This window comes from Thermopolyspora sp. NPDC052614, assembly GCF_040678635.1.
Classification (GTDB): domain Bacteria; phylum Actinomycetota; class Actinomycetes; order Streptosporangiales; family Streptosporangiaceae; genus Thermopolyspora.
Genome location: NZ_JBFATZ010000006.1, coordinates 380349 through 403447, shown reverse-complemented (window position 1 = coordinate 403447; position 23099 = coordinate 380349). Strand labels below are relative to the sequence as shown.

General features: G+C 70.4%; 21 protein-coding genes. 17 read left to right on the top strand and 4 right to left on the bottom strand.

Annotated features, from left to right (window positions below):
• Positions 1 to 103: 103 nt before the first annotated feature.
• On the top strand, positions 104 to 862 hold the full coding sequence (locus AB0K60_RS16290; RefSeq protein ID WP_364054510.1) for an ATP-binding protein: 759 nt from the start codon (positions 104 to 106) through the stop codon (positions 860 to 862).
• Between the two features lie 277 nt (positions 863 to 1139).
• Positions 1140 to 1721, top strand: coding sequence for an AAA family ATPase (locus AB0K60_RS16285; protein ID WP_364054507.1), 582 nt, complete (start codon positions 1140 to 1142; stop codon positions 1719 to 1721).
• Between the two features lie 93 nt (positions 1722 to 1814).
• Here AB0K60_RS16285 and AB0K60_RS16280 read toward each other — a convergent pair whose 3' ends face one another.
• The 3 genes from AB0K60_RS16280 to AB0K60_RS16270 are packed head-to-tail and all read right to left on the bottom strand — an operon-like array spanning position 1815 to position 4818.
• Positions 1815 to 3302 carry a tripartite tricarboxylate transporter permease gene (locus AB0K60_RS16280; RefSeq protein ID WP_364054504.1) on the bottom strand — a complete coding sequence of 496 codons (1488 nt, stop codon included), beginning with the start codon at positions 3300 to 3302 and terminating at the stop codon, positions 1815 to 1817.
• Positions 3299 to 3805, bottom strand: a complete 507-nt coding sequence (locus tag AB0K60_RS16275) for a tripartite tricarboxylate transporter TctB family protein (protein ID WP_364054501.1) — start codon at positions 3803 to 3805, stop codon at positions 3299 to 3301. Before AB0K60_RS16275 ends, AB0K60_RS16280 begins: the two co-directional genes overlap by 4 nt.
• Positions 3802 to 4818, bottom strand: a complete 1017-nt coding sequence (locus AB0K60_RS16270; RefSeq protein WP_364054498.1) for a tripartite tricarboxylate transporter substrate binding protein — start codon at positions 4816 to 4818, stop codon at positions 3802 to 3804. The genes AB0K60_RS16275 and AB0K60_RS16270 overlap by 4 nt, the downstream gene beginning before the upstream one ends.
• A 136-nt stretch (positions 4819 to 4954) precedes the next feature.
• On the opposite strand from AB0K60_RS16270, the gene AB0K60_RS16265 reads away from it, so the two are divergent.
• From AB0K60_RS16265 to AB0K60_RS16195, 15 genes are all read left to right on the top strand, one after another.
• A complete protein-coding gene (locus AB0K60_RS16265) occupies positions 4955 to 6544 on the top strand; it encodes an ATP-binding protein (RefSeq protein WP_364054495.1) in 1590 nt (529 codons plus the stop codon).
• Positions 6541 to 7215 carry a response regulator gene (locus tag AB0K60_RS16260; protein WP_364054492.1) on the top strand — a complete coding sequence of 225 codons (675 nt, stop codon included), beginning with the start codon at positions 6541 to 6543 and terminating at the stop codon, positions 7213 to 7215. Before AB0K60_RS16265 ends, AB0K60_RS16260 begins: the two co-directional genes overlap by 4 nt.
• Before the next feature lie 373 nt (positions 7216 to 7588).
• A complete protein-coding gene (locus AB0K60_RS16255) occupies positions 7589 to 8515 on the top strand; it encodes a DUF6282 family protein (RefSeq protein ID WP_364054489.1) in 927 nt (308 codons plus the stop codon).
• Positions 8512 to 9447 carry a 3-keto-5-aminohexanoate cleavage protein gene (locus tag AB0K60_RS16250; protein ID WP_364054486.1) on the top strand — a complete coding sequence of 312 codons (936 nt, stop codon included), beginning with the start codon at positions 8512 to 8514 and terminating at the stop codon, positions 9445 to 9447. Before AB0K60_RS16255 ends, AB0K60_RS16250 begins: the two co-directional genes overlap by 4 nt.
• A gap of 21 nt (positions 9448 to 9468) precedes the next feature.
• Positions 9469 to 10386, top strand: a complete 918-nt coding sequence (locus AB0K60_RS16245; RefSeq protein ID WP_364054483.1) for a hypothetical protein — start codon at positions 9469 to 9471, stop codon at positions 10384 to 10386.
• Between the two features lie 183 nt (positions 10387 to 10569).
• The gene (locus AB0K60_RS16240) at positions 10570 to 11349 is read left to right on the top strand and encodes an SDR family NAD(P)-dependent oxidoreductase (RefSeq protein ID WP_364054480.1); all 780 of its coding nucleotides are present in this window, start codon (positions 10570 to 10572) and stop codon (positions 11347 to 11349) included.
• Between the two features lie 245 nt (positions 11350 to 11594).
• On the top strand, positions 11595 to 12455 hold the full coding sequence (locus AB0K60_RS16235; protein WP_364054477.1) for an ABC transporter permease: 861 nt from the start codon (positions 11595 to 11597) through the stop codon (positions 12453 to 12455).
• Positions 12452 to 13324: an ABC transporter permease gene (locus tag AB0K60_RS16230; protein ID WP_364054474.1), complete on the top strand. Its 873-nt coding sequence runs from the start codon at positions 12452 to 12454 to the stop codon at positions 13322 to 13324. Before AB0K60_RS16235 ends, AB0K60_RS16230 begins: the two co-directional genes overlap by 4 nt.
• Positions 13325 to 13331: 7 nt before the next feature.
• Complete coding sequence (locus tag AB0K60_RS16225; RefSeq protein WP_364054471.1) at positions 13332 to 14465, top strand: ABC transporter ATP-binding protein; 1134 nt, start codon at positions 13332 to 13334, stop codon at positions 14463 to 14465.
• 264 nt (positions 14466 to 14729) lie between these two features.
• Positions 14730 to 15806: an extracellular solute-binding protein gene (locus AB0K60_RS16220; protein ID WP_364054468.1), complete on the top strand. Its 1077-nt coding sequence runs from the start codon at positions 14730 to 14732 to the stop codon at positions 15804 to 15806.
• 64 nt (positions 15807 to 15870) lie between these two features.
• The gene (locus AB0K60_RS16215; protein ID WP_364054465.1) at positions 15871 to 16650 is read left to right on the top strand and encodes a helix-turn-helix domain-containing protein; all 780 of its coding nucleotides are present in this window, start codon (positions 15871 to 15873) and stop codon (positions 16648 to 16650) included.
• Positions 16637 to 17614 carry a cyclase family protein gene (locus tag AB0K60_RS16210; RefSeq protein ID WP_364054462.1) on the top strand — a complete coding sequence of 326 codons (978 nt, stop codon included), beginning with the start codon at positions 16637 to 16639 and terminating at the stop codon, positions 17612 to 17614. Before AB0K60_RS16215 ends, AB0K60_RS16210 begins: the two co-directional genes overlap by 14 nt.
• A gap of 246 nt (positions 17615 to 17860) precedes the next feature.
• Positions 17861 to 19093, top strand: coding sequence for an iron-containing alcohol dehydrogenase (locus tag AB0K60_RS16205; protein ID WP_364054459.1), 1233 nt, complete (start codon positions 17861 to 17863; stop codon positions 19091 to 19093).
• Complete coding sequence (locus AB0K60_RS16200; RefSeq protein ID WP_364054456.1) at positions 19090 to 20568, top strand: NAD-dependent succinate-semialdehyde dehydrogenase; 1479 nt, start codon at positions 19090 to 19092, stop codon at positions 20566 to 20568. The genes AB0K60_RS16205 and AB0K60_RS16200 overlap by 4 nt, the downstream gene beginning before the upstream one ends.
• Positions 20569 to 20766: 198 nt before the next feature.
• Positions 20767 to 21351 (top strand): hypothetical protein, encoded by a 585-nt coding sequence (locus AB0K60_RS16195; protein ID WP_364054453.1) that lies wholly within the window; start codon positions 20767 to 20769, stop codon positions 21349 to 21351.
• A 50-nt stretch (positions 21352 to 21401) separates the two neighbouring features.
• Here AB0K60_RS16195 and AB0K60_RS16190 read toward each other — a convergent pair whose 3' ends face one another.
• Complete coding sequence (locus tag AB0K60_RS16190) at positions 21402 to 22961, bottom strand: MDR family MFS transporter (RefSeq protein WP_364054862.1); 1560 nt, start codon at positions 22959 to 22961, stop codon at positions 21402 to 21404.
• Between the last annotated feature and the right edge of the window lie 138 nt (positions 22962 to 23099).

Genomic DNA, 23099 nt, shown 5'->3' with positions numbered 1-23099 from the left:
TCGGACGATTACCGAGTGGCGGGTGGTGATGCTGAGAAATGTCTTCGGGAAATTCCGAGGACATGTCCGCTACGGGTGGATGTCGGGCGGTTTTCTATGCGGCGTGACCGAAACAGGAAAGCGTGTCCCCGGCTTCGAGGCGGGGGCGGACGGTGGGCGTGGTGAGGGCGCGCAGGCCGTGGAGGAGTGGCAGCTGTCGGTGCTGCGGCACACCTATCCCGGGTGGCGAATCCGGCATGTACGGCAAGGCGCGGGCGGATGGTGGGCGACCAGGAGGGTGCCTCCGACGGCGGAGGAGCGGGAGGCGGGAGTCGTGCCGAGCATCGCCAGGGCGGACGCGCCGGCGTTGGCGGAGGCGCTGGCCGTACAGGACGACATCTGTCACCGGCTGCGGTGGCCGGAGGAGGCCGAGCCGGGCACGGAGCGGCCGGGGCGGCGGGTGACCAGGGTGTTCGCCGCGGAGCGGGCCTCGGTGGCGGAGGCGCGTCGGTGGATGCGTACGGTCCTCGACGGGCATTCTCGGCGGGATGACGCGGTGTTGCTGCTGTCGGAGGCGTTCGCCAACGCGGTCGCGCACACCCGTTCCACCCGGATCGAGGTGACCGTGCTGACGGGGGAGGACGGGGTGGTCGCGGTGCAGGTCGCGGACCAGGGGTCGGAGACCGTCCCGTACATGTGCCGGTGCGTCCGGGATGAGATGGCCGAGTCGGGGCGGGGGATCGGCATCATTCGGGCGGAATCGGAGCGGTGGGGATTCACGGAGGAGCCGGCGGGCGGTTTGCTCTGGTTTGAGCTGGCGCCCAAGCCAAGCGGGCTGCGGAATGCGGCGCAGGCGGTGTTCTCGCCCGCCGGGCTTGGGTGAGCTGCGGCGTAAGGCAGGGCGGTCTTCCATCGGGATGGGCAGACCTGCACATGGCCGACCTCGGCCGGGGTGACTCCGGGTGATCCCGGCCCCCACGCCCACGCTGTACGCGTGCGCACGGCCGTCTACGGCCGGGGTGACTCCGGGTGATCCCGGCCCCCACATCCACGCCGTACGCGTGCGCATGCCCGACCTCGGCCGAGGCAACGGCGGGTGCCTGAGCCCTCTGCGGGGGTGCGGGCGCCCGCGCCCGGCCCCGGCTGGGATGCTGGAGACCATGTCGGCTCCGCTCTGGATCGTCTCCGGCCCGGTGGGGGCGGGGAAGTCCACCGTGTGCGAGTTGCTGCTCGCCCGGCTCGACCCCGTTCCGGCGCTGCTGGACAAGGACACGCTGTACGGGCGCTTCGTGTCGGCCACGCTCGCCGCGTACGGCAGGCCCGAAGGCGAGCGGGAGGGTCCTTGGTACGACGAGCACGTGAAACGTCATGAGTACGGCGGTTTGACCGATACGGCTCGCGAGATCCGCGCCCATGGTTGCCCGGTGATGCTCACCGGTCCCTTCACCAGCCAGGTGCACGACGCAGGGCTGTGGGATCGATGGGTGGAGGAGTTGGGCGGGCCGGTCGTGCACTTGGTCTGGATCCGCAGCGACGGCCCGACGCTGTGGCGGCGGCTGGTGGATCGGGGACTGGCCAAGGACGCCAAGAAGCTCGAAGCCTTCGACGACTACCTGAGGAACATCCGGGTTGACGAGCCGCCCGCCGTACCCCATGTCGAGATCGACAACCGGCTCGGTGCCCCGCCGCTGCGTGAACAGATCGATCGATGCCTGCGGCAGTGGCGCGAGGCGGGATCGTGAACGCACGCGGCCGGGCGGTCTGGATCAGGTCGCGGACGAGGCGGCGGCGGGCGGCCCGCATGGTGAGGCCGCGTCCGCCGCCGGCCCGGACCGTCACGAGGGCTTGCGGAGGAAACGCCTGATCAGTGGCCAGGCGAGCACGATGACGATGATGACGTAGATGACGGCGGAGACGGGACCGCCGAGCAGGCCCGACAGTTCGCCGCCGGACAGTTGCAGCGCGCGGCGGCCTTGGAGTTCGGCGCGTGGGCCGAGGATCACGCCGACGATCAGTGGCAGGACCGGCAGGCCGAAGCGGCGCATGCCGAAGCCGAGCAGGCCGAGCGCGAGCAGCAGGATCAGGTCGAACGGCTGGGCGTTTACGGCGTAGGCGCCCATGGAGGCGAAGAACAGGATGCCCGCGTACAGATAGGGACGTGGGATGCGTAGCAGGCTGGCCCACGCGGGGGCGAGCGGCAGGTTGAGGACGAGCAGCAGCAGGTTGCCCAGGAACAGGCTGGCGATCAGCGTCCAGACCAGGGTCGGCTGGCGTTCGAACAGCAGTGGTCCCGGCTGGATGCCGTAGGACTCGAAGGCGGCGAGCATCACCGCGGACACGGCCGAGGTGGGCAGGCCGATGGCCAGCAGCGGCACCAGCGTGCCCGCGGCGGAGGCGTTGTTGGCGGCCTCGGGGCCTGCGACGCCTTCGATGGCGCCGTGGCCGAACTCCTCCGGGCGTTTGGCCAGCCGCTTTTCGACGGCGTACGACAGGAAGGTGGGGATTTCGGCGCCGCCGGCGGGCAGGGCGCCGAAGGGGAAACCGAGCGCGGTGCCGCGCAGCCAGGGCCGCCAGGAACGTCTCCAGTCGTCGGCGCCCATCCAGGGGGCTCCGACCGGGACGACGGGGGCGGGCCTGCGCCGCAGATGCGCGGCGACCCATAGGGCCTCGCCGACGGCGAAGACGCCGACGGCGACGACGACCACGTCGATGCCGTCGGCGAGTTGCGGGATGCCGAGCGTGAGCCGCTGCTGCCCGGTGACGCCGTCGATGCCGATCGTTCCGATGACGAGCCCGATCAGCAGGGACGCGAAGCCGCGCACCCGGGAGGCGCCCAGCGTGGCCGACGCGGCGACGAAGGCCAGCAGCATGATGGCGAAGTAGTCGGGCGCGCCGAGGCTGATGGCGAAGCGGACCACGACGGGGGTGACGAGCACGAGCGCCAGGGTGGCGATGGTGCCGGCGACGAACGAACCGATCGCCGCGGTCGCCAGCGCCTGGGCGGCCCGGCCCGCCTTGGCCATCTTGTTGCCCTCGATGGAGGTGATGACCGAGGCGGACTCGCCGGGGGTGTTGAGCAGGATGGAGGTCGTGGAGCCGCCGTACATGCCGCCGTAGAGGATGCCGGCGAACAGGATGAAGGCCTGGGTCGGGTCCAGGCCGTAGGTGATCGGCAGCAGGAGCGCCACGGTCATGGCGGGGCCGATGCCGGGCAGTACGCCGACGGCGGTTCCGGCGATCACGCCGATGAGGGCGACCAGCAGGTTGCCGGGGGATACGACGTTGGCGAAGCCGCCGAGCAGGAGATTCAGATTGTCGATCACAGGATGCCTTGCAGCACTCCGGCCGGCAGGTTGACGCCGAGGCCGATCGCGAACGCGTAGAAGGTGATCAGGGACAGGGCGACGGCGATGAGCAGACCGCGGACGTGATGCCGGTTCCCCAGCGCGAAGGCCGATCCCCAGAACAGGATCGTGCCGCTGATGACCCAGCCCAGCCAATCGATCAGCGCCGCGTTGAGCAGGAAGGAGCCGATCAGCAGCAGCACGGTGCGCCAATCGACGCGGGTGGACAGGTCGACGTCCTCACCGGCCTCCGGCTCGCCGCGACCGCCGCGGGCCACGTCGACGCCGTACGCGATCGCGACCACGAGCAGGCACACGCCCAGCAGGATGGGGACCGGGCGGGGCCCGATGGGGTCGTTGCCGCTGGTCAGATGGGCGATCCGGGTCGCGTCGGCGATCACCAGGAGGCCCGCGGCGGCCAGGGCCGCGCATACGCCGTACTGCGCGCGGTCCCGGGCCCGCGGCGTGTCGCCCGGGCTCATGCCAGCCCGAGTTCGGAGAGGATGGCGGCGACGCTCTTGTCCTGCTCGGCGAGGTAGGCGGCGAAGTCCGCGCCGGTGACGAAGGAGTCGGTCCAGCCGCGCTTGGTCAGCTCGGTCTTCCACGCCTGCGAGTCGTGCATCCGGGTGACGGCGTCGATCCAGGTCTTCTCGTCGGCGTCGCCGATGCCCGGCGGCGCCACGATGCCGCGCCAGTTGGTGAACAGCAGGTCGATGCCGGACGCCTTGAGCGTGGGCACGTCCTTGATCACGTCGATCGGCTCGGCGCTGGACACCGCGAGGACGCGCAGGGTGCCCGCCTCGACCTGGTCGAGGAACTCGCTGTAGCCGCTCACGCCGAAGCCGACCTTGCCGCCGAGGATCGCGGGCAGCAGTTCGCCGCCGCCGTCGTAGGAGATGTAGTTGACCCGTTTGGGCTCGATGCCGACGGCCTTGGCCAGGCGCATCGCCAGCAGATGGTCCGGACCGCCGGGAAGGGAGCCGCCCCCGACCGCCACCTTCTTCGGGTCCTTCTTCCAGTCCTTCACCAGGTCGCCGATCGTCCGGTACGGCGAGTCCTTGGCGACCACGATCGCGCCGGCCTCCTCGATGAGCTTGGCGATCGGGGTGGTCTGGGTGAGCGTCGCCGCGGACTTGGAGGTGTAGGAGGCGCCGACCACGCCCAGGCCCATCAGCATCGCGAGCCTGCCGTTGCCCTTCTCGTTGATCATGCGCTGGAGGCCGACCGTGCCTCCCGCGCCGGGCAGGTTGAACACCTGGATGCCGGAGGTGATCCCGGTGTCCTCCATGACCTTGGCGGCCGTACGCGCGGTGGTGTCGTAGCCGCCGCCGGGAGTGTTGGGCACCATGATGCGCAGCCCGCCGAAGGGCTCGCTCGCCGCGCTCGCGCCGACGGCCGCGCCGTCCTGTTTCCGCGCGGTCGCCCCGCAGGCGCCGACCGCGACCATCGACAGCGCCGCCAGGACGCCGAGCAGAATGCCGATACGACTTCTCACAGTGGTCTCTTTCGCATGGAGAAACGCAGCGCCATGATTATGCGAATGCGCCCGACGTGCCGTCGTCCTTGTGTGACCAGCGGAGATTGTGTTCATTATGTTCATAAGGCGCCGCCGTCCGACCCTGGCCGGAGAGATGCTGATCCTGCAGCTGGCCATCGTGGTGGTGGTCCTGGTCGCCGTCGGCGCGATCTCCCTGGCGCAGTCGGCGGCCACGTTCGACCGGGTCGAAGGACGGCGGGTGACGGCCTTGGCCGAGCAACTGGCGTGGAACCCGCTGCTGCGCGCCCAGATCAACGGGCCGGCGCCGCGTGAGGTGCTCGCCCCGCTGCTGCACTCGACGCTGACGCAGTCGGGCGTCACCTCGGTGACCGTGGCCGACGTCCACGGCAGGATCGTCGGCTCGACCGACACCACCCTCCTGGGCGCCGCGCTGCCGCTGGGCGACCCGGGCGTGGCCCGGGGGCGCGGGTGGTCCGGCCACCTGGTCATCGACGGAACCCTGGAGGTCGCCGCCCAGGTGCCGGTCCTGGACGACGCCGCGGGCAGCCGCGGCCGCCACCTCGGCACGGTCTCGATCGGCGTGGCCGTCCCTACCGCCGCGGAACGGCTGGTCGGCGCCTCCTCCTACCTGCTGACCTACCTCGGCGTCGCCAGCCTGCTCGGCGGGCTCGGCTCGTGGCTGCTGGCGCGGCGGATCAAACGCCAGACCCTCGGCATGGAGCCCCGCGAGATCGCCGGCCTGGCCGAGCATCGCGAGGCCATGCTGCACGGCATCGCCGAGGGCGTCATCGCGCTCGACCAGCAGCGCAGGCTCACCATGGTCAACGACATGGGCAGGACGCTGCTGGACCTGCCCGAGGACTGCGTCGGGATGAGCCTGTCCGCCCTGGGCATCGAGGGCCGCCTGTACGACGTGCTGGCCGGCGTCGACGAGGCCCGCGACGAGATCGCCATCCACCGAGGGCGCGTGCTGGTGATGAACCGCATGACGATCCGCACGGACGGGCGCCGCCTCGGCACCGTGACCACCCTGCGCGACCGCACCGAGCTCGCCCAGCTCGAACGCGAACTCGGCTCCTTCCGCAGCTCCACCGAACTGCTGCGGGCGCAGGCGCACGAGTTCGCCAACCAGCTTCACGTCATTTCAGGGCTCATTCAGGTCAAGGAGTACGACGAGGTCGTCCGCTATATCCGGGCCATTCGCGAACACCGCGAATCACTCGATTTGAACCTCGGCAGCCGCATCGGCGACACCTCCGTCGCGGCGCTGCTGATGGCGAAATTCTCGCTCGCCGCCGAACGCCACGTCGAGCTGCGCCTGTCCGACCGCACCGCGCTGGACCGTCTCGACCCGCTGGACGCCGCGGACGTGGCCACCGTCGCCGGCAACCTCATCGACAACGCCATCGACGCCGCCTCCGGGACCGCCGGCGACGCCTGGATCGAGGTCGAGCTGCGCCAGGACACCTCCAGCGTGGAGATCGTCGTGCGCGACTCCGGCCCCGGCATCGCGCCCGAACTCGCCCGGGAGGTGTTCACCCGCGGCTTCACCACCAAGGCCGCGCAGGGTGGCGAACGCGGCATCGGCCTGGCGCTTACCCAGCTCGTCTGCCGCCGGCGCGGCGGCGAGGTCGCGGTCACCAACACCGCGGACGGCGCCATGTTCATCGCCCGCATGTCCGTCGGACGGCACGCCCGCGAGAGGATGGGAGTCTCCCGATGATCGACGTACTGGTCGTGGACGACGACTTCATGGTGGCGAGGGTCAACAGCGGCTTCGTCAACCAGGTCGACGGCTTCCGCGTGATCGGCACGGCCTCCACCGGCGAGCAGGCCCTCGAACGCATCACCGAGCTGCGCCCCGACCTGGTGCTGCTCGACCTCTACCTGCCGGATTTGTTCGGCTTGGAGGTCATCACCCGCATGCGCGCCGCCGGGCACGACTGCGACGTCATCGTGATCAGCGCCGCCCGCGAGCTCGACACCGTACGCCGCGCCGCGCGCCAAGGCGTCACCAACTACCTGCTCAAACCCTTCGACTTCGACGACCTGCGGATCCGGCTGGATCGCTACGCCGCCCAGCGCGCCGGCCTCGGCACCACGGTCATCACCAGCCAGGCCGACGTGGACCGGCTGCTGTCCGCGGGCGGCCCGCCCAGGTCCGCCGCGCTGCCCAAGGGCATGAGCATCGAGACGGCCGAGCTGGTCAAACGGGCGCTTCGCGAGGCCGGCGACACCCTGTCGGCGACCGAATGCGCCAACCGGGTCGGCATCTCCCGCGTCAGCGCCCGCCGTTACCTCGAACACCTCGCCGCCGTCGGGCACGTCGAGGTCTCCCTGCGCTACGGCGGCACCGGCCGTCCGGAACGTCGCTATCGGTGGCGCCGGGCGTAGGCCGGACGGCGATCGGGGGACGGGCGTCGCGGCCGGGCGCGGACGTGCGCGGGCGCTCGGCGCGTGCGTGAGACCCGGCTGCCCGTTGGTTCGCAATGCAATGCTTCGTTTCGGATAGTGAAGCGTGAGCGACTCCAGTGGCCCGTGTGGCGTGCCGCTTTCGCGTCCCCCTTGGGGTCTGTCGCCCGTTTGTCCGGATCTGGACAGCGGGCCGCAACGGGCGCGAAGAAGCGCCGACCAGGGGATGACCAGGGCGGATGCGCAGCCCGCGCTTCTTCCGGAGATGGCCGTTCGCTCCTTTTGCGGCATAGACACGACACATCGGTGTTACGTATCATGAACGGCCAGTTCATACTCCGCACTTTTGGAGCGCATGTTGCTTGCAGCCGAGGATGCCAAGCCCGTTCCCCCCGCCGTACTCAAGGTCCTGAACGGTGCCGTGGACCTGCACTGTCACTCGGGACCCAGCCCCTTCCCGCGACGGCTGAACCACGTCGAGGCCTCCTACGACGGGGCGCGCATCGGGATGCGCGCGATCCTCGTCAAGTCGCACCATCACAACACCGTCATGGACCTGCTCGCCATGAGCACCTGGCTCGCCGACGCGCCCACCCCGGTGTACGGGGGGATCGCGCTCAACAGCGAGATCGGCGGCATGAACCGTTCGGCGGTGGCGATGAGCCTGCGGATGGGCGGTCGGTGCGTGTGGGCGCCGACGACGTGCGCCCGTCAACACATCGATCACCACCACCACGGGGGCCAGTTCCCCGCCGCCGGCGTCGACCTGCTCGAATCGGAGGTGTCGGTCTTCGACGCGTCCGGGGCGGTGTCGGCGGACACCGAGGCGGTCGTGGACATCGTCGCCGAGACCGACACGCTGCTCACCGGCGGGCACCTGGACGTCGAGTCGATGAAGGCGCTGTTCGAGGTGGCCCAGCGCAAGGGCGTACGGCGCCTGCTCGTGCAGCACCCGGACTTCATCATCGGCGCGTCCGAGGAGGACATCGAGGAGCTGATGCGGTTCGGCGCCTACATCGAGCACGAGATCGCGATGTACCACCCCGAGGTGACCGCCATCGGCTGGCCCGTCGAGCAGCTCGTGAACTGGATCGACCGCGTCGGCCCCGAGCGGACCGTCATCTCCTCCGACCTCGGGCAGCAGGGCAACCCGCTGCCCGTCGACGGCTACATCTACCTCATCGGGGCGCTGCTCGACCACGGCGTGCCGGAGAAGGACATCCGCCGGATGATCGCCGCCAATCCCGCGTTCCTGCTCGGGCTGGAGGAGGCGCCGGAATGATCGCCGCCGACCGTGTGATCATCAGCGTGGCGGTGACCGGATCGGTGCACGTGCCGTCGCAGAGCGACCACCTGCCGATCACGCCGGAGCAGATCGTCGCGGAGTCCCTCGCCGCGGCCGAGGCGGGGGCGGCGATCATCCACCTGCACGCCCGGCACGCCGAGGACGGGCGGCCCGCGTTCGAGCCGAGCGTCTTCGAGAAGATCATCCCGCCGATCGCCGAGGGATGCGACGCGGTCATCAACATCTCGACCGGTGGGGCGTCGTCGATGACGATCGAGGAGCGGCTCGCCGGGGCGACCCGGTTCAGCCCCGAGCTCGCCTCGCTCAACATGGGGTCGATGAACTTCGTGTCCTCCGGCATCGCGGACCGGATCACCCACTGGAAGTACCCGTGGGAGAAGCCGTACGTGGAGAACACCTACGGCCACCCCTTCATCAACACCTTCAAGCAGATCGAGTACGCGCTGCGGGAGCTGGGCGAGCGCGGCGGCACCCGGTTCGAGTACGAGTGCTACGACATCGGCCACCTCTACACCCTCGCCCACTTCGCCGACCGGGGGCTCGCCAAGCCGCCGTTCCTCATCCAGGGGGTCTTCGGCATCCTCGGCGGCATCGGCGCCGACCACGCCAACCTCACGCACATGGTCGCCATCGCCGACAAGCTCTTCGGCGACGACTACCACTTCTCCGCCTTCGCCGCCGGACGCCACCAGATGCGGTTCTGCACGCACAGCGCCTGGCTGGGCGGGCACGTACGCGTCGGCCTGGAGGACAACCTCTACATCGGCAAGGGCGAGAAGGCGACGAGCAACGCGCAGCAGGTGCGCAAGATCCGGGAGGTCCTCGCCGACCTGGGCAAACAGATCGCCACCCCCGCCGACGCCCGCCGGATGCTGGCCCTCAAGGGCGCGAAGAACATCACGCTGTAACGGCTAGGAGAGGCAACCCCCATGACGATGTACGCCAAGGACGACCTCCGGTCCCAGTTGGCGAGCACCCCGCCCCCGCAGGCCGCCGTTGACCCGTCCACCCCCATCCGGGCGGCCCAGTACCTGGAGTTCTCCGCGTTCGAGCCCGGCGAGGTCGGCCCGGCCGGGAGCCGGACCTGGCTGGCGCGCGGGCAGAACGCCGTGCTGGCGTGGATCGACGCCGTCGCCGGCGACCGGTTCGCCCGCGAGGGGCAGCCCGACGAGTACGCCGTCCTGCTGTATTCCGACAGCGCCTCCATCCGGGTCACCGCCGCGGGGGAGGAGCAGGAGGTGGGCGAGGAGGCGTTCGTCGTGGTGCCGCCGGGGGACAGCGTCGTCGAGGCGCTCACCGACGGCCCTGTCATTCGCGTGTTCTCCACGCTCGCGCGGGATCTGAGCGACGCGGCCCTCAACGCCGCCGCCTACGCCGAGCCGGACCCCCGCTGCGCCCCGCTCGTGCCGTGGCCGGACCCGGTGGACGGCTTCCGGCTGCGCGTCTACCGGCTCGCCGACACGCCGATCACCGAGGGACTGTTCGGCCGGATCTTCCGTACCACGAACCTGATGGTGAACTTCCTCGCCGAGGAGCCCGCGCCCCGCAACCCGCTCAAGCTCTCCCCGCACTCCCACGACGACTTCGAGCAGCTCTCCCTGGGGGTGAAGGGGGAGTTCGTCCACCACATGCAGTACCCCTGGGGGCCGGACTCGACGACGTGGCGGCCCGAGGAGCACGGCCGCGTCGGCACGCCGTCGCTCACCGTCATCCCGCCCCCGGCGATCCACACCACCCAGGGTGTGGGCCCGTACCAGCAGCTCATCGACATCTTCTCGCCGCCGCGCAAGGACTTCTCCGCCCGCCCCGGGTGGATCCGCAACGCGGACGACTACCCGGCGCCATGATCGCACCACCTGCCGCCGGGGCGATCGAGGCCGCGCGACAGGGACGGGCCGCCGATGGCGAGTGAAAGCCGTCCCGGATCGGATCCGGCAGCCCTCGCGCCGTACCGGGGCGAGCCCATCGCGTTCCGATAGCGGCCCGGCGCCCGCGCATCACCTCTTATTGATAAGCGAGAAGGAGACATCTTGTCCGATAACCAACGCGTGGCCCCCGGAGTCGGGCTGCTCGCCGGGAAGGTCGTGCTCGTGGTCGGTGGCAGCACCGGCATCGGGGCCGATGCCGTGCGGGTCTTCGCCGAGGAGGGCGCGTCCGTCATGGTCGCCGCGCGGTCGCGGGACACCCTCGCCGCGCTCACCGAGGAGCTCACCGCCGCCGGTCACGACGTCGCCTACACGGTCGGCGACGTCAGCGTCGGCGCGGACGTCGCGCGGTTCGTCGACGACACGCTCGCGCGGTGGGGCCGGCTCGACGGCGCGTTCAACAACGCGGGCATCAACCAGCTCGGCCGGCTCGACGAGGTCACCGAGGAGGACTTCGACCGCGTCATGGCGGTGAACGTCAAGGGCGTGTGGCTGTGCCTGCGCGAGGAGATCCGCGCCATGCGCGACAAGGGCGGGTCGATCGTCAACACCAGCAGCGTGGGCGGGTTCCGCGGCAACACCGGCCTCGGCGCGTACCAGGCGACCAAGCACGCGGTGATCGGCCTCACCCGTACGGCGGCGCACGACAACGGGCCGCTGGGCATCCGGGTCAACGTCATCGCCCCCGGCCCGACCGAGACGCCGATGTTCGTCAAGTGGCGGCGCGACGACCCGGCGGCCGTCGAGCGCCGGATCGCCGCCGTACCGCTGCGGAAGGCCGGCACGACGACCGAGGTGGCGAACGCGGCGGCGTGGCTGCTGAGCGACCGCGCGAGTCAGGTCAGCGGCGTGGTCCTGCCCGTCGACGGCGGGTACAGCGCCTAGCTCCGAAACGATCGCGACGAAACTTTCACGATGCGGAAGGCAGGCGCGACGACCGAGGCGGCGGGACGCCGCGGCGTGGCCGCCGGGCGATCGCGCCGTTCAGGTGGGCGTCGTCCGGGCGGCCGACGGCGGGCACGGCTCCCGGCCCTCTCTGAAATGTTCACGATCCGGACACAAGAATTGTGATATGAACAACGGCTTGCTTTACTGACCGCCTGAGCCGTACGAGCTGGAAGGGGACGAGGATGTCCTCGAACAAGATCAGATGGTCGAGTTGGCCCCTGCTGGTACCCGCGCTCGCCCTGCTGGCCGGGATCCTCCTGGTGCCGCTGGCCGGCACGTTGATCCGCAGCGTCTCGGACCCCGAGTGGACGCTGGCCAACTACGGCAACCTCTTCACCGACGGCGTGACCCTCACCGTGCTGTGGCGCACGGCGGTGACCGCCGCCACGGTGACGATCGCCACCCTGCTGATCGGGTACCCGTATGCGTACCTGATGACCCGGGTGGGCCCCCGCGCCCGCGGCCTCCTCCTGGTGATCGTGCTGATCCCCTTCTGGACGTCGGTGATGGCACGGAACTTCGCGTGGATCATCATCCTGCAGGACGGCGGGCCGGTGCAGAGCCTGTTCGCGTTCTTCGGGGCCGACGACGTCGTCTTCTACGGCACCACCGTCGGCGTGACGATCGCGATGACCCAGGTGATGCTGCCGTTCATGGTGCTGCCGCTGTTCAGCACCCTCGGCGCCATCGACCGCAGGCTGCTGCTCGCCGCGCGCGGGCTCGGCTCGTCGCCGACCGCCGCGTTCTGGAAGGTGTTCTGGCCGCTGTCCCGCGGCGGGGTGATGGCCGGAGTGATCCTGGTGTTCACGCTCAGCCTCGGGTTCTACGTGACCCCGGCGCTGCTCGGGTCGCCGCAGGAGTCGCTCGTCGCCCAGCTGCTCGCGCAGCGCACCACCCTGCTGCTCGACTTCGCCGCCGCGGGGGCGCTCGGCATGCTCGTGCTCGTCGTCACGCTCGTGCTGGTGGCGTGGGCGAACCGGCTGGGCGGCACGGTGTCCGCGATCGGCGTGGTCGCGGGCGGTGGAACTGGAGGGCGTCGATGACCGGCCCCAATTTGGCCGGCCCCGTGATGACTCGGGACCCGGCGACGACCGGCGTGCCGGCGGCGGGCCGCCGCCGATATAAGAAGGTCGATCCGATCCCGTGGTGGCTCAAGGCGTTCGGCGGGCTCGTCGTCGTCTTCTTCATCCTGCCGACGCTGTTCGTCGTCCCGATGAGCTTCAGCGACGCGGCGACGTTCGAGTTCCCGCCGCGCGGCTTCACCTGGCGGCTGTACGAGAACTTCTTCACCAACCCGATCTGGCTGGAATCCCTGGGCAACTCGTTCCTGGTCGCCACGCTCACGGCGGTGCTGGCCACGACGGTGGGAACGGCCGCCGCCGTGGGGCTGTCGCAGATGCGGGGGAGGGTGGCCGCGTTCGTCCGGACGCTGCTGATGGTGCCGATCGTCGCCCCGGCGATCGTCGTCGCGGTCGCGGTGTACATCGCCTTCCTCGGCTGGCAGCTCACCGGCACGGTGCTCGGGTACGTGCTGGCGCACACGGCGATCGCGGTGCCGTACGTGCTGGTGTCGGTCACCAGCGCGCTCGGCGGCTTCGACCAGCGGCTGCTGCGGGCCGCGGCCTCGCTGGGATCCTCGCCCGCGCGGGCGTTCGTCCGGGTGACGATGCCGCTGATCAGCCGGGGCATCCTGACCGGCGCGATCTTCGCCTTCATCGTCTCGTTCGACGAGGTGGTGCTGGCGCTGTTCCTGCGCTCGCCGTTGTTCCAGACCATGCCCGTGCAGATGTACAACAGCGTGACCGTCGAGATCGACCCGACGATCTCGGCGGCGTCGAGCCTGATGGTCGTGGCCGTGACCATCATCTTCCTGCTGCCCCAGCTGCTTCGCGGCAGGGGTCGCCGCCGATAGGAGAACCATGACGACGACACCTGAGACGGCGGCGCGTACCGCCGGATCGTCGGCCAGGAGCGGCACCGAGATCCGCCTGGACCATGTCACCAAGGACTTCGGGCTCGCGCACCCCGCGGTGGACGACATCTCGCTCACCATCCAGCCCGGCGAGTTCATGACGCTCCTCGGGCCGAGCGGCTCGGGGAAGACGACCACCCTGAACCTCATCGCCGGGTTCGAGACGCTCACCGTCGGCACGATCTCGCTCAACGGGACCGACGTGAGCGACGTGCCGCCGCACCGGCGCAACCTCGGCATGCTGTTCCAGAACTACGCGCTGTTCCCGCACCTGACGGTGGCGCAGAACGTCGCCTATCCGCTGCGCGAGCGCAAGATGCCCAAGCAGGAGATCGCCCGCAAGGTCGCCGAGGTGCTGGAGCTCGTGCAGCTCACCGGGCGCGACGACCACCATCCGTCGCAGCTGTCGGGCGGGCAGCAGCAGCGGGTGGCGCTGGCGCGGGCGATCGTCTTCGAGCCCAGGGCGCTGCTGCTGGACGAGCCGCTCGGCGCGCTCGACCGCAACCTGCGCTCGGCGCTGCAGGCGGAGATCCGCCGCATCCACCGCGAGGTCGGGTCCACGTTCGTCTTCGTGACGCACGACCAGGAGGAGGCGATGAACCTCTCCGACCGCATCGCGCTGTTCAACAACGGGCGCATCGAGCAGGTCGGCACGCCGCAGCAGTTGTACGCCTCGCCCGAGACCCTCTTCACGGCGAGGTTCCTCGGCGACTCCAACGTCTTCGAGCTCGGGCAGGGCGCCCCCGGCGGGAGCGTCGTCTGGGACGGCGAGACCTGGGGCATCGACCCCGCCACCGTCTCCCCGCATCCCGGCGTGCGCGCGAACAGCGCGATCGTCGTACGGCCCGAGGACGTCGAGGTCGCCGCCGGGCGCGACGAGGTGCCGTCCGGGGCCAACGCGGTGCGGGCCACCGTGCGCGACGTGGAGTACATGGGCTCGTACCGGACGCTGCTGCTCTCCATGGGCGAGCGGGGGCTGCCGGGCCGTACCCGGGTCAGCCCGCTGCGCGGCGACTACGCCATCGGCGACCGGATCGTGGTGTGGTGGCGGCCGGCGTCGCAGCGGATCGTCGCGGCCTGACCTGCGCGCCTGCCGTCGGCCCGGCCGCCTGAGGCGCTCGGAAACGCGCCGCCGCCCTGCCGCGGCGCGTTCCTTCCGCATGTCTTCAGACCCCCTGTAAACCCGCATTGTGAACTCGCATTACGGTTTATGCACAAACATGAACGATCATGGTGCGGACTCTGTACCTCTCGGGATATGACCGGGTACTTTGTTCGCATCTCGGGGGCCATGAATCGCATTGTGAACAATTTTGGCGACAGAATCCTCATGAGAGGTAAGATCATGGTTTCTCGATCAAGAACCGCCCTCGCGGGCGCCGGTTTCACCGCGGCCGTCCTCCTGCTCGCCGCCTGCGGCGGCGGTGGCGGCGCGGCGGGCACGGACGCGTCCGGCGGGCCGGTGCGGCTCACCTACGTCTCCTACGGCGGGTCGGGCCAGGACGCCCAGATCAAGGCGTTCCAGGAGCCCTACACCGCGGCGCACCCCAACGTCACCTTCGTCAACTCCTCGCCGGCCGACGTCGCCCAGGTGAAGGCGCAGGTGACCTCCGGCGTCGTCCAATGGGACGTCGTCTCGGTGGCGCCCGCCGCGGCCAAGCAGCACTGCGGCACCCTGTTCGAGAAGCTGGATCTGAGCGGCCTGAACGAGCAGGACTACATCCCCAACACGCTCGGCGAGTGCTACATCGGCAACTTCGCCAACGCCAGCCCGTTCGCCTACAACGCCGACAAGTGGCCGGACCCGGCGACCGCGCCGAAGACGATCGCCGACTTCTTCGACACGGCGAAGTTCCCCGGCAAGCGCGGCGTCATCACCAACCTGCAGAACGGCATCCTGGAGTACCCGCTGCTCGCCGAGGGCGTCGATCCCGAGAAGCTGTACCCGCTGGACGTCGACCGCTCGCTGGCCAAGTGGGCCACCATCCGCAAGGACACCCTCTTCGCGCCGAACGTCGGCGCGCTGCAGCAGGCGGCCAGCTCCGGACAGGTCGACATGTTCCTGCTGTCGGACTCCCGGCTGATCGCGCTGCTGAACGAGAAGAAGAACATCAAGATCGTGTGGGACAAGACCGTGGTGTCGGTCAACGGGCTCGCGGTGCCGCGCGGCTCCAAGAACAAGGCGACCGCGAACGACTTCCTGCGATCGGTGGTGCAGCCCGACCCCGTCGCGACGATCACCGAGATGCTGGGCACGGTGCCGGTCAACCGCAACGCCAAGCCGAACCTGACCGAGAACGGCAAGGCCGTGGAGGTCTACGGGCCGGTCAACACGGGCACGACCGTGGTCCAGGACATCGACTGGTACGCCCAGAACTGGGATGCGATCACCACCAAGCTCAACAACTGGCTGGTGAGCTGAGAGTTGTCTCACATGCTCGCCTCCCGTTTCGACCCGGGTTCTCCATGTGAACTAGAGTTCAGCCATGGCGAACATTGACGGGAGCGGCGAGGCCTCCGGCTCCGACATCCAGGCGGTCCAGCGGGTCGGGCAGATCTGCGCGCTCTTCGGCCCGCACACGACCGAGCTGACGGCGGCGGACGTCGCCGAGCGCCTGGGTCTGAACCGGACGACGGCGTACCGGTACTGCGCCTCGCTCGTCACCGCGGGCATTCTCGAACGTGGGCACCGCCGGGGCACCTTCGTCCTGGGCGGCCTGATGGTGCAACTGGGGATCTACGCCCTGGGGCGGCGGCGCGTCGTGGAGATCGCGCCGCCGTACCTGGCGGAGCTCACCGCCACCGTCCGCATGACCTCGGTGCTCGGCGTGTGGGGCGCGCGGGGACCGGTCGTGGCCCTCGTCAACGAGGACCTCAGCCGGACCCTCGTCGTGACGGTGCACGCCGGCACGCAACTCGACCACAACTCCTCGCAACTGCGGGTCTTCCTCGCCAACAAGGACCAGCAGGCGTTCGAACGCGCCACCGAGGGCATGTCGGCGGCCCGGCGGGCGGAGCTGGAGGCGGGGGTCTACATGGCCCGCCGCAACGGCTACAGCATCACCAGCCACCCCGACGGGCTCTTCGCTGCGGCGGCCCCCGTGTACGACGAGTACGGCATCTGCGCCACCGTGGCGGTGCTCGGAGCCGACCAGATGGCCGATCTCTCGCCCGGGTCGCCGGCCCTCACCAAGCTCCTCAGCACCGCCGCCGCGCTCAGCGAGGAGCTGGGCGGCCAAGAGAGGAAACGTATTGCCGAACTATGACGAGCTCGCCGAGGCCGACGTCCCGGGGTCCAGCTGGGACGTCTTCGGACGCGACGACGAGCTGGGCACGGTCAACCTCCTGACCCCCGAGCGCGTGGCCGCGGCGGCCCGCCTGGTCCGCACGGGGCGGCGGTTCAACCTCGACTACCCGATCAACGCCTTCGAGCCGTATCCGACCGGGACCAGGCGGCGGACCGAGCACCACGTGTTCGCCAACAACGAGTTCCACCGCGACGACTGGCTCGACTCCTTCTACCTGCAGTCCACCTCGCAGCTCGACTCGCTGCGGCACATCGGGCATCCCAAGCACGGCTTCTACGGCGGGCTGCCCGCCGACCAGAACAACGAGACCTCCACGGCGCTCGGCATCCACGCCTGGGCGCAGGCGGGGATCGCCGGGCGGGGCGTCCTGCTCGACGTGCCGCGATTCTTCGAGCGGGAGGGCCTGCCGTACGACTGCGAGCAGACGATCGCGCTCGACGAGGTGACCCTCGACGCGATCGCGCGCTCGCAGGGCGTCACCTGGCGCGGCGGCGACATGCTGCTGCTGCGTACCGGCTGGGCGGAGAACTACGTCGCCAAGTCGCACGTCGAGCGCGTCGAGTTCAACCGGCGCAACAAATCGCCGGGGCTCGCCCAGCGGGAGTCGGTGCTGCGCTGGCTGTGGGACCACGAGATCGCGCTCGTCGCGGGCGACAACCCGGCGGTCGAGGCCGACCCGGTGATCGAGTCCGACTTCCGGTCCGGGGACGACCGGCCCCCGGAGCGGGGCGTGGACCACAGCGGGATGCTGCACCGCCCGCTCATCGCGCTGCTCGGCATGGCGATGGGCGAGCTGTGGAAGCTCGACGACCTCGCCGCCGACTGCGCGGCCGACGGGGTGTACGAGTTCTTCTTAACGTGCAAGCCGCTCAACCTGATCGGCGGCGTGGGCTCGCCGCCGAACGCGCTCGCCATCAAATAGCGGGCCTCCAACTAGCGGGCCTCGGGCGGAGAGGGCGGCGCCGCACATCGGCCGCCCATTAACCCCCCTCCCCGCGGTCCTCCCTTCGCCTCGTATCGGCCCTCCTCATCCGCCCCTCGACCATCGGCCCTCACGATCGGCCCCTCAACCACCGGCCCCTCACCACCGGCCCCTCACCATCGGCCCCCCATCATCGGCCCCCCATCATCGGCCCCCCACCATCGGCATCGCACCGGCAGGAGAAACATGAAAGACCTCATGGCCGGGACACTCCGGCTCCCGGCGCGCGTGCACTTCGGCTACGGGTCGCGCGCACAACTGAGCGAGGTGCTGCGCCTCAACGGCCGCCGGGTGCTCGCCGTCGTCGATCCGTTCCTGATCGACACCCCGATCTTCGCCGAGATGCTCGCGGCGCCGGCCGCCGACGGGTTCGACGTCGCCGTGTACAGCGACATCAGGCCCGAACTCCCGACCGAGTCGCTGGACGACGCGGCGGCGTTCGCCCGCGAGCACGCGCCCGACGTGATCCTCGCCGTCGGCGGCGGAAGCGCCCTGGACGCCGCCAAGCTCGTCGGGCTGCTCGTCACGCACGGCGGACCGCTCAGCCGGTACTACGGGGAGAACCTGGTGCCGGGACCGGTGCTGCCCCTCGTCGCCGTCCCCACGACCGCCGGAACCGGGTCGGAGGTGACGCCGGTCGCGGTGGTGTCCGACCCGGAACGCGAGACGAAGGTCGGCGTCTCCAGCCCGTACCTGATTCCCGTCGCCGCGATCGTGGACCCGGAGCTCACCCTCGGCGCGCCCCGCAGCGTGACCGCGTTCGCGGGCATCGACGCCCTCGTGCACGCGGTCGAGTCGTTCACCGCCGCCCGGTTCGAAGGGACGTGGGACGGCGGCCTTCCCGTCTTCACCGGCAGGAACGCGTTCACCGACATGATCGCGCTGCGCGCGGTGGAGCGCCTCGCGCCCGCGCTGCCGGTGGCGGTCGGCGAACCGGGCAACCGGCGGGCGCGCGAGGACGTCGCCTTCGGCAGCCTGCTCGGCGGCATCTGCTTCGGGGCGACCGGCACGCACCTGTCGCACGCCCTGCAGTACCCGATCGGCGCGTTCACCAAGACGCCGCACGGGCTCGGCACCGGGCTGCTGCTGCCGTACGTGCTGCAGGCCTGCCTGCGCGAGCCCGAGGCCGTCGAGCGCATCGCCGCGGTCGGCGTCGCGCTCGGATCCACGGCGGCCACCGACGACGGCAGGGCCGGGGACGCCATCACCTCGATCGCCGCGCTCAACGACGCGATCGGGGTGCCGCCGTCGCTGCGGGAGATCGGGATCATCCGGGAGCAGTTGCCGCAGCTCGCCGAGCTGGCGTCGCGCTCCACCCGCCTGATCGCGATCGCGCCCATCCCGGCGCCGCCGGAGACGCTGCTGGAGATCCTCGAACACGCCTACACCGGCGACCTCACGGAACGGAGCGAACCATGACTCACCTCGCCGACCCCTTCGTCGCCGACCTCTTCGTCGCCGACCTCTTCGTCGCCGACCTCTTCATCGACGGCGTGTGGCGCCCGGGCGGTGGCGGCGAGCGCTTCGACGTCATCGACCCCTCCGACCTGTCGGTGATCGCCCGCTTCGCCGCCGCCACCGAGGACGACTGCATGGCCGCCGTCGACGCCGCCGCTGGCGCGCAGGATGCCTGGGCGGCCACCGCGCCCCGCGAGCGCGGCGAGCTGCTCCGCGCCGCGTACGAGATCCTCACCGCGGAGGTCGAGCGGTTCGCGGAGATCATCGTGCGGGAGAACGGGAAGTCCTGGTCCGACGCGATCGGGGAGGCGAACTACGCCAAGGAGTTCTTCCGCTGGTTCTCCGAGGAGGCCGTGCGCATCCCGGGGGAGTATCGCCTGTCACCGGCCGGGGACAAGCGCATCGTCGTCGACCGGCAGCCGATCGGCGTCTCCCTGCTGATCACGCCGTGGAACTTCCCGGCCGCGATGGCGACCCGCAAGCTCGCCCCCGCGCTGGCCGCCGGATGCACGACGATACTCAAGCCGGCCCGGGAGACCCCGCTGACGGCCGCGTACATGGTCGAGGTGCTGCGCCGCGTCGGCGTCCCCGCCGGCGTCGTGAACCTGGTGACGCCGGTCCCCACCGGCCCTCTCGTCGCCAAGATGATCAACCGGCCGGAGGTGCGCAAGCTCTCGTTCACCGGATCGACCGAGGTCGGCCGCGACCTGCTGCACGCCTGCGCCGACACCGTGGTGAGCACCTCGATGGAACTCGGCGGAAACGCCCCGCTCATCGTGCTCCCCGGCGCCGACATGGACGAGACCATCGAGGGCACCCTCATCGCCAAGATACGCAACGGCGGCGCGGCCTGCACCGCCGCCAACCGCGTCTACGTCCACAGCTCCCGCCACGACGAGTTCGTCGAGCGGATGACCGCGGCGCTGTCCGCCCTGTCGGTCGGCCCCGGCCTCGACCGCAGCCGTCAGGTCGGGGCCCTCGTCTCGGTCGCCGAGCGGGACAAGATCGCCGATCTCGTGGACGGCGCGGTCGCCGACGGCGCGACGCTCGTCTGCGGCGGCAAATCCTCCGAACTCGGCGCGTTCTACGACGTCACGCTCCTGACCGGCGTACGGCACGGCACCCGCATCAACACGACCGAGATCTTCGGCCCGGTCGTCGCGGTCGTGCGGTACGACGACGTCGACGAGGCCGTGCGCATGGCCAACGACACCGAATACGGCCTGATGGCCTACGTGTTCGGCGAGGAACGCGAGGCCATGGCCGTCGCCCGCCGCCTGGAGGCGGGCATGGTCGCGATCAACCGCGGGGTCGTGAGCGACCCGGCGGCCCCGTTCGGCGGCGTGAAGCAGAGCGGCCTCGGCCGGGAGGGCAGCTCGGAGGGCATCCTCGAATTCCTGGAGGAGAAGTACATCGCCCTGAACCCCCTCCCGTAGTCCGCACGCGCCGCCGGGACGCGCGTGACCGCCCGGCCCCTCGCCGTGACGCCGGTCCCGTGCCCGGTGCCGGCGCGAGCCGATCTAGCATGGTGACGGGGCCGGGCCTCCCGGCCGGGGGTGAAACCGCCGCCGTGGGAGGGGAATCGCGGGTCGCCGGGACCGCGGACGGTGCGGGCCCAGAAGTGGGAGGTCATCGTGCCGGATTCGCCACCGGCCGCGCCGTTGTCGCCCGGGGAACTGCGCGGGTGGGCCAAGGCGCGCAGCCGCGAGCGCCGCATCAGCGTGTACGAGGCCGAGAACCAGATCGCGCGCGAGTACGGCCACTGCTGCTCGTCGTCGATGCTTCAGCACATCCGGCACCACGAGGCGGCCGGGTTCGAGCGGGCGCTGCTGTTCGCCGACGCCGAGGCGCTGGAGCGGGAGTTGCGTGCCGATCCGGGGGCGGCGACCAGGCCGTTCCAGGGGCTTCCACCGTTGTTGGCGCTGCTGCGGCGGTCGGTGGGCTGCCGATTCCACGCCGACGACGACGTGCGCCGGTGCGCGCGGCTGCTGCTGGACGCGGGGGCCGACCCCGGCAGCCGGAGCGGGAGCATGAGCGCGCTTGAGCAGGCCGTGCATCGGGTCGATCCCCTGCTCGTGCGGATGCTCGTCGAGCGCGGGGCCGTCGTGGATGAGGACGTCTTCCACCTGGCGTGCGACAACTGCGGCGACGGGTGGACGGACGGCCCGGAGGCGGCGATCGCCGACCTCCTCTGGACGTACTTCAAACCGTCCCGATGACGGCGACGGCCCGGCCGATCGGGTCGGCCGGGCCGTACGGGGGAAGGTCGTCAGTTCGCGTCGGCGCGGGCGGTGGCGGCGGGAGCCGTACCGGCGTCGTCGTCGGCGGCGGGGGCGAGGTCGAGCGTGTCGCGCAGGCGGACGCGCGGCAGGAACAGGGCGGCGATGAGGCCGAGCAGGGCGATGCCGATCGAGACCAGGAAGATGTGGCCGGTCGCGTCGCCGTAGGCCGCGCGGACGATGAGCTTGATGGGCTCGGGCAGGGCCTCCAGGTTGAGGCTGCTGCGGCCGGACGAGGCGGACGGCTTGATGCCCATCTTGGCGAGGCCCTCGGCGATGCCGGTCGCGACGCGGTTGGCGAGGATCGCGCCGAGGACCGAGACGCCGATGGTGCCGCCGAGCGAGCGGAAGAACGTCAGCGCGCCGCTCGCCGCGCCCAGTTCGTGCAGCGGCACGGTGTTCTGCAAAACGAGCATGAGGTTCTGCATGGACATGCCGACGCCGATGCCGACCGCGGCCATGGCGAGCATGACGAACCACAGCGGGGTCTCGTGGTCGAGGGTGGAGAGCCCGGCGAAGCCCAGGGTGAGCACGACGAGGCCGGTGATGATGTACGGCTTCACCACGCCGCTCTTGGAGATCATGCGCCCGGAGATCGTCGAGGAGAACAGCACGCCCGCCATCATCGGGATGGTGAGCAGGCCCGCCTCGGTGGGGGTGTAGCCGCGGCCGATCTGGAAGTACTGGCCGAGGAACACGGCGCCGCCGAACATGGCCATGCCGACCGCGAGGCTGGCGAGGATGGACAGGGCGGGGGTGCGGCGGACGATGATGCGCAGCGGGACGATCGGCGCGGGGACCCGCGACTCGACCCAGACGGCGAGGGCGAGCAGCACGAGGGAGCCGCCGACCATGGCGCCGGTCTGCCAGGAGATCCAGTCGAAGTCGTTGTCGACGAAGGTGACCCAGATCAGCAGCAGGCTCACGCCGGCCGCGATCAGGGTGGCGCCCAGGTAGTCGATCTTCACGTCGGTACGCCGGACGTCGGCGATGTGCAGGGTCTTGCTCAGCAGCAGGAAGGCGGCGATGCAGAACGGCACGGCGATGAAGAAGCACCAGCGCCAGCCCAGCCAGGAGGTGTCGGCGATCAGGCCGCCGAGCAGCGGGCCGGCCACGGTGGCGACGGCCATCACGGCGCCGAGGTAACCGTTGTAGCGTCCGCGTTCCTTCGGGCTGATCATCGCGGCGATGACCACCTGCACCAGCACCTGCAGGGCCCCCATGCCGAGCCCCTGGATCACGCGGAAGCCGATGAGCTGCCCGGTGCTCTGGGCGAGGCCGCAGGCGAGCGACCCCAGCATGAAGAACACGACGGCGATCTGGATCAGCAGCTTCTTGCTGAACAGGTCGGCCAGCTTGCCCCAGATCGGGGTGGTGGCCGTGGAGGCGAGCAGTGAGGCGGTGACCACCCAGGTGTACTGGGCCTGCGTGCCGTTCAGCGACCCGACGATCTGCGGCAGCGCGACCGACACGATGGTCGCGCTGATCATCGCCACGAAGAGGACGAGGAGCAGACCGCTTAGGGCTTCGAGTGTCTCCCGGCGCGACATCGGCTCCGGAGGTGCGGCCGTAGCCGTGGGTGCGCTCACGTGTAAGGCCTTTCCTTGGTGTTGGAGGTACGTGGACCAGAATATATGCTCAATGGGAAAAGTTGCGCACCGGGCATGCTTTAACTCTGGATAGACTGG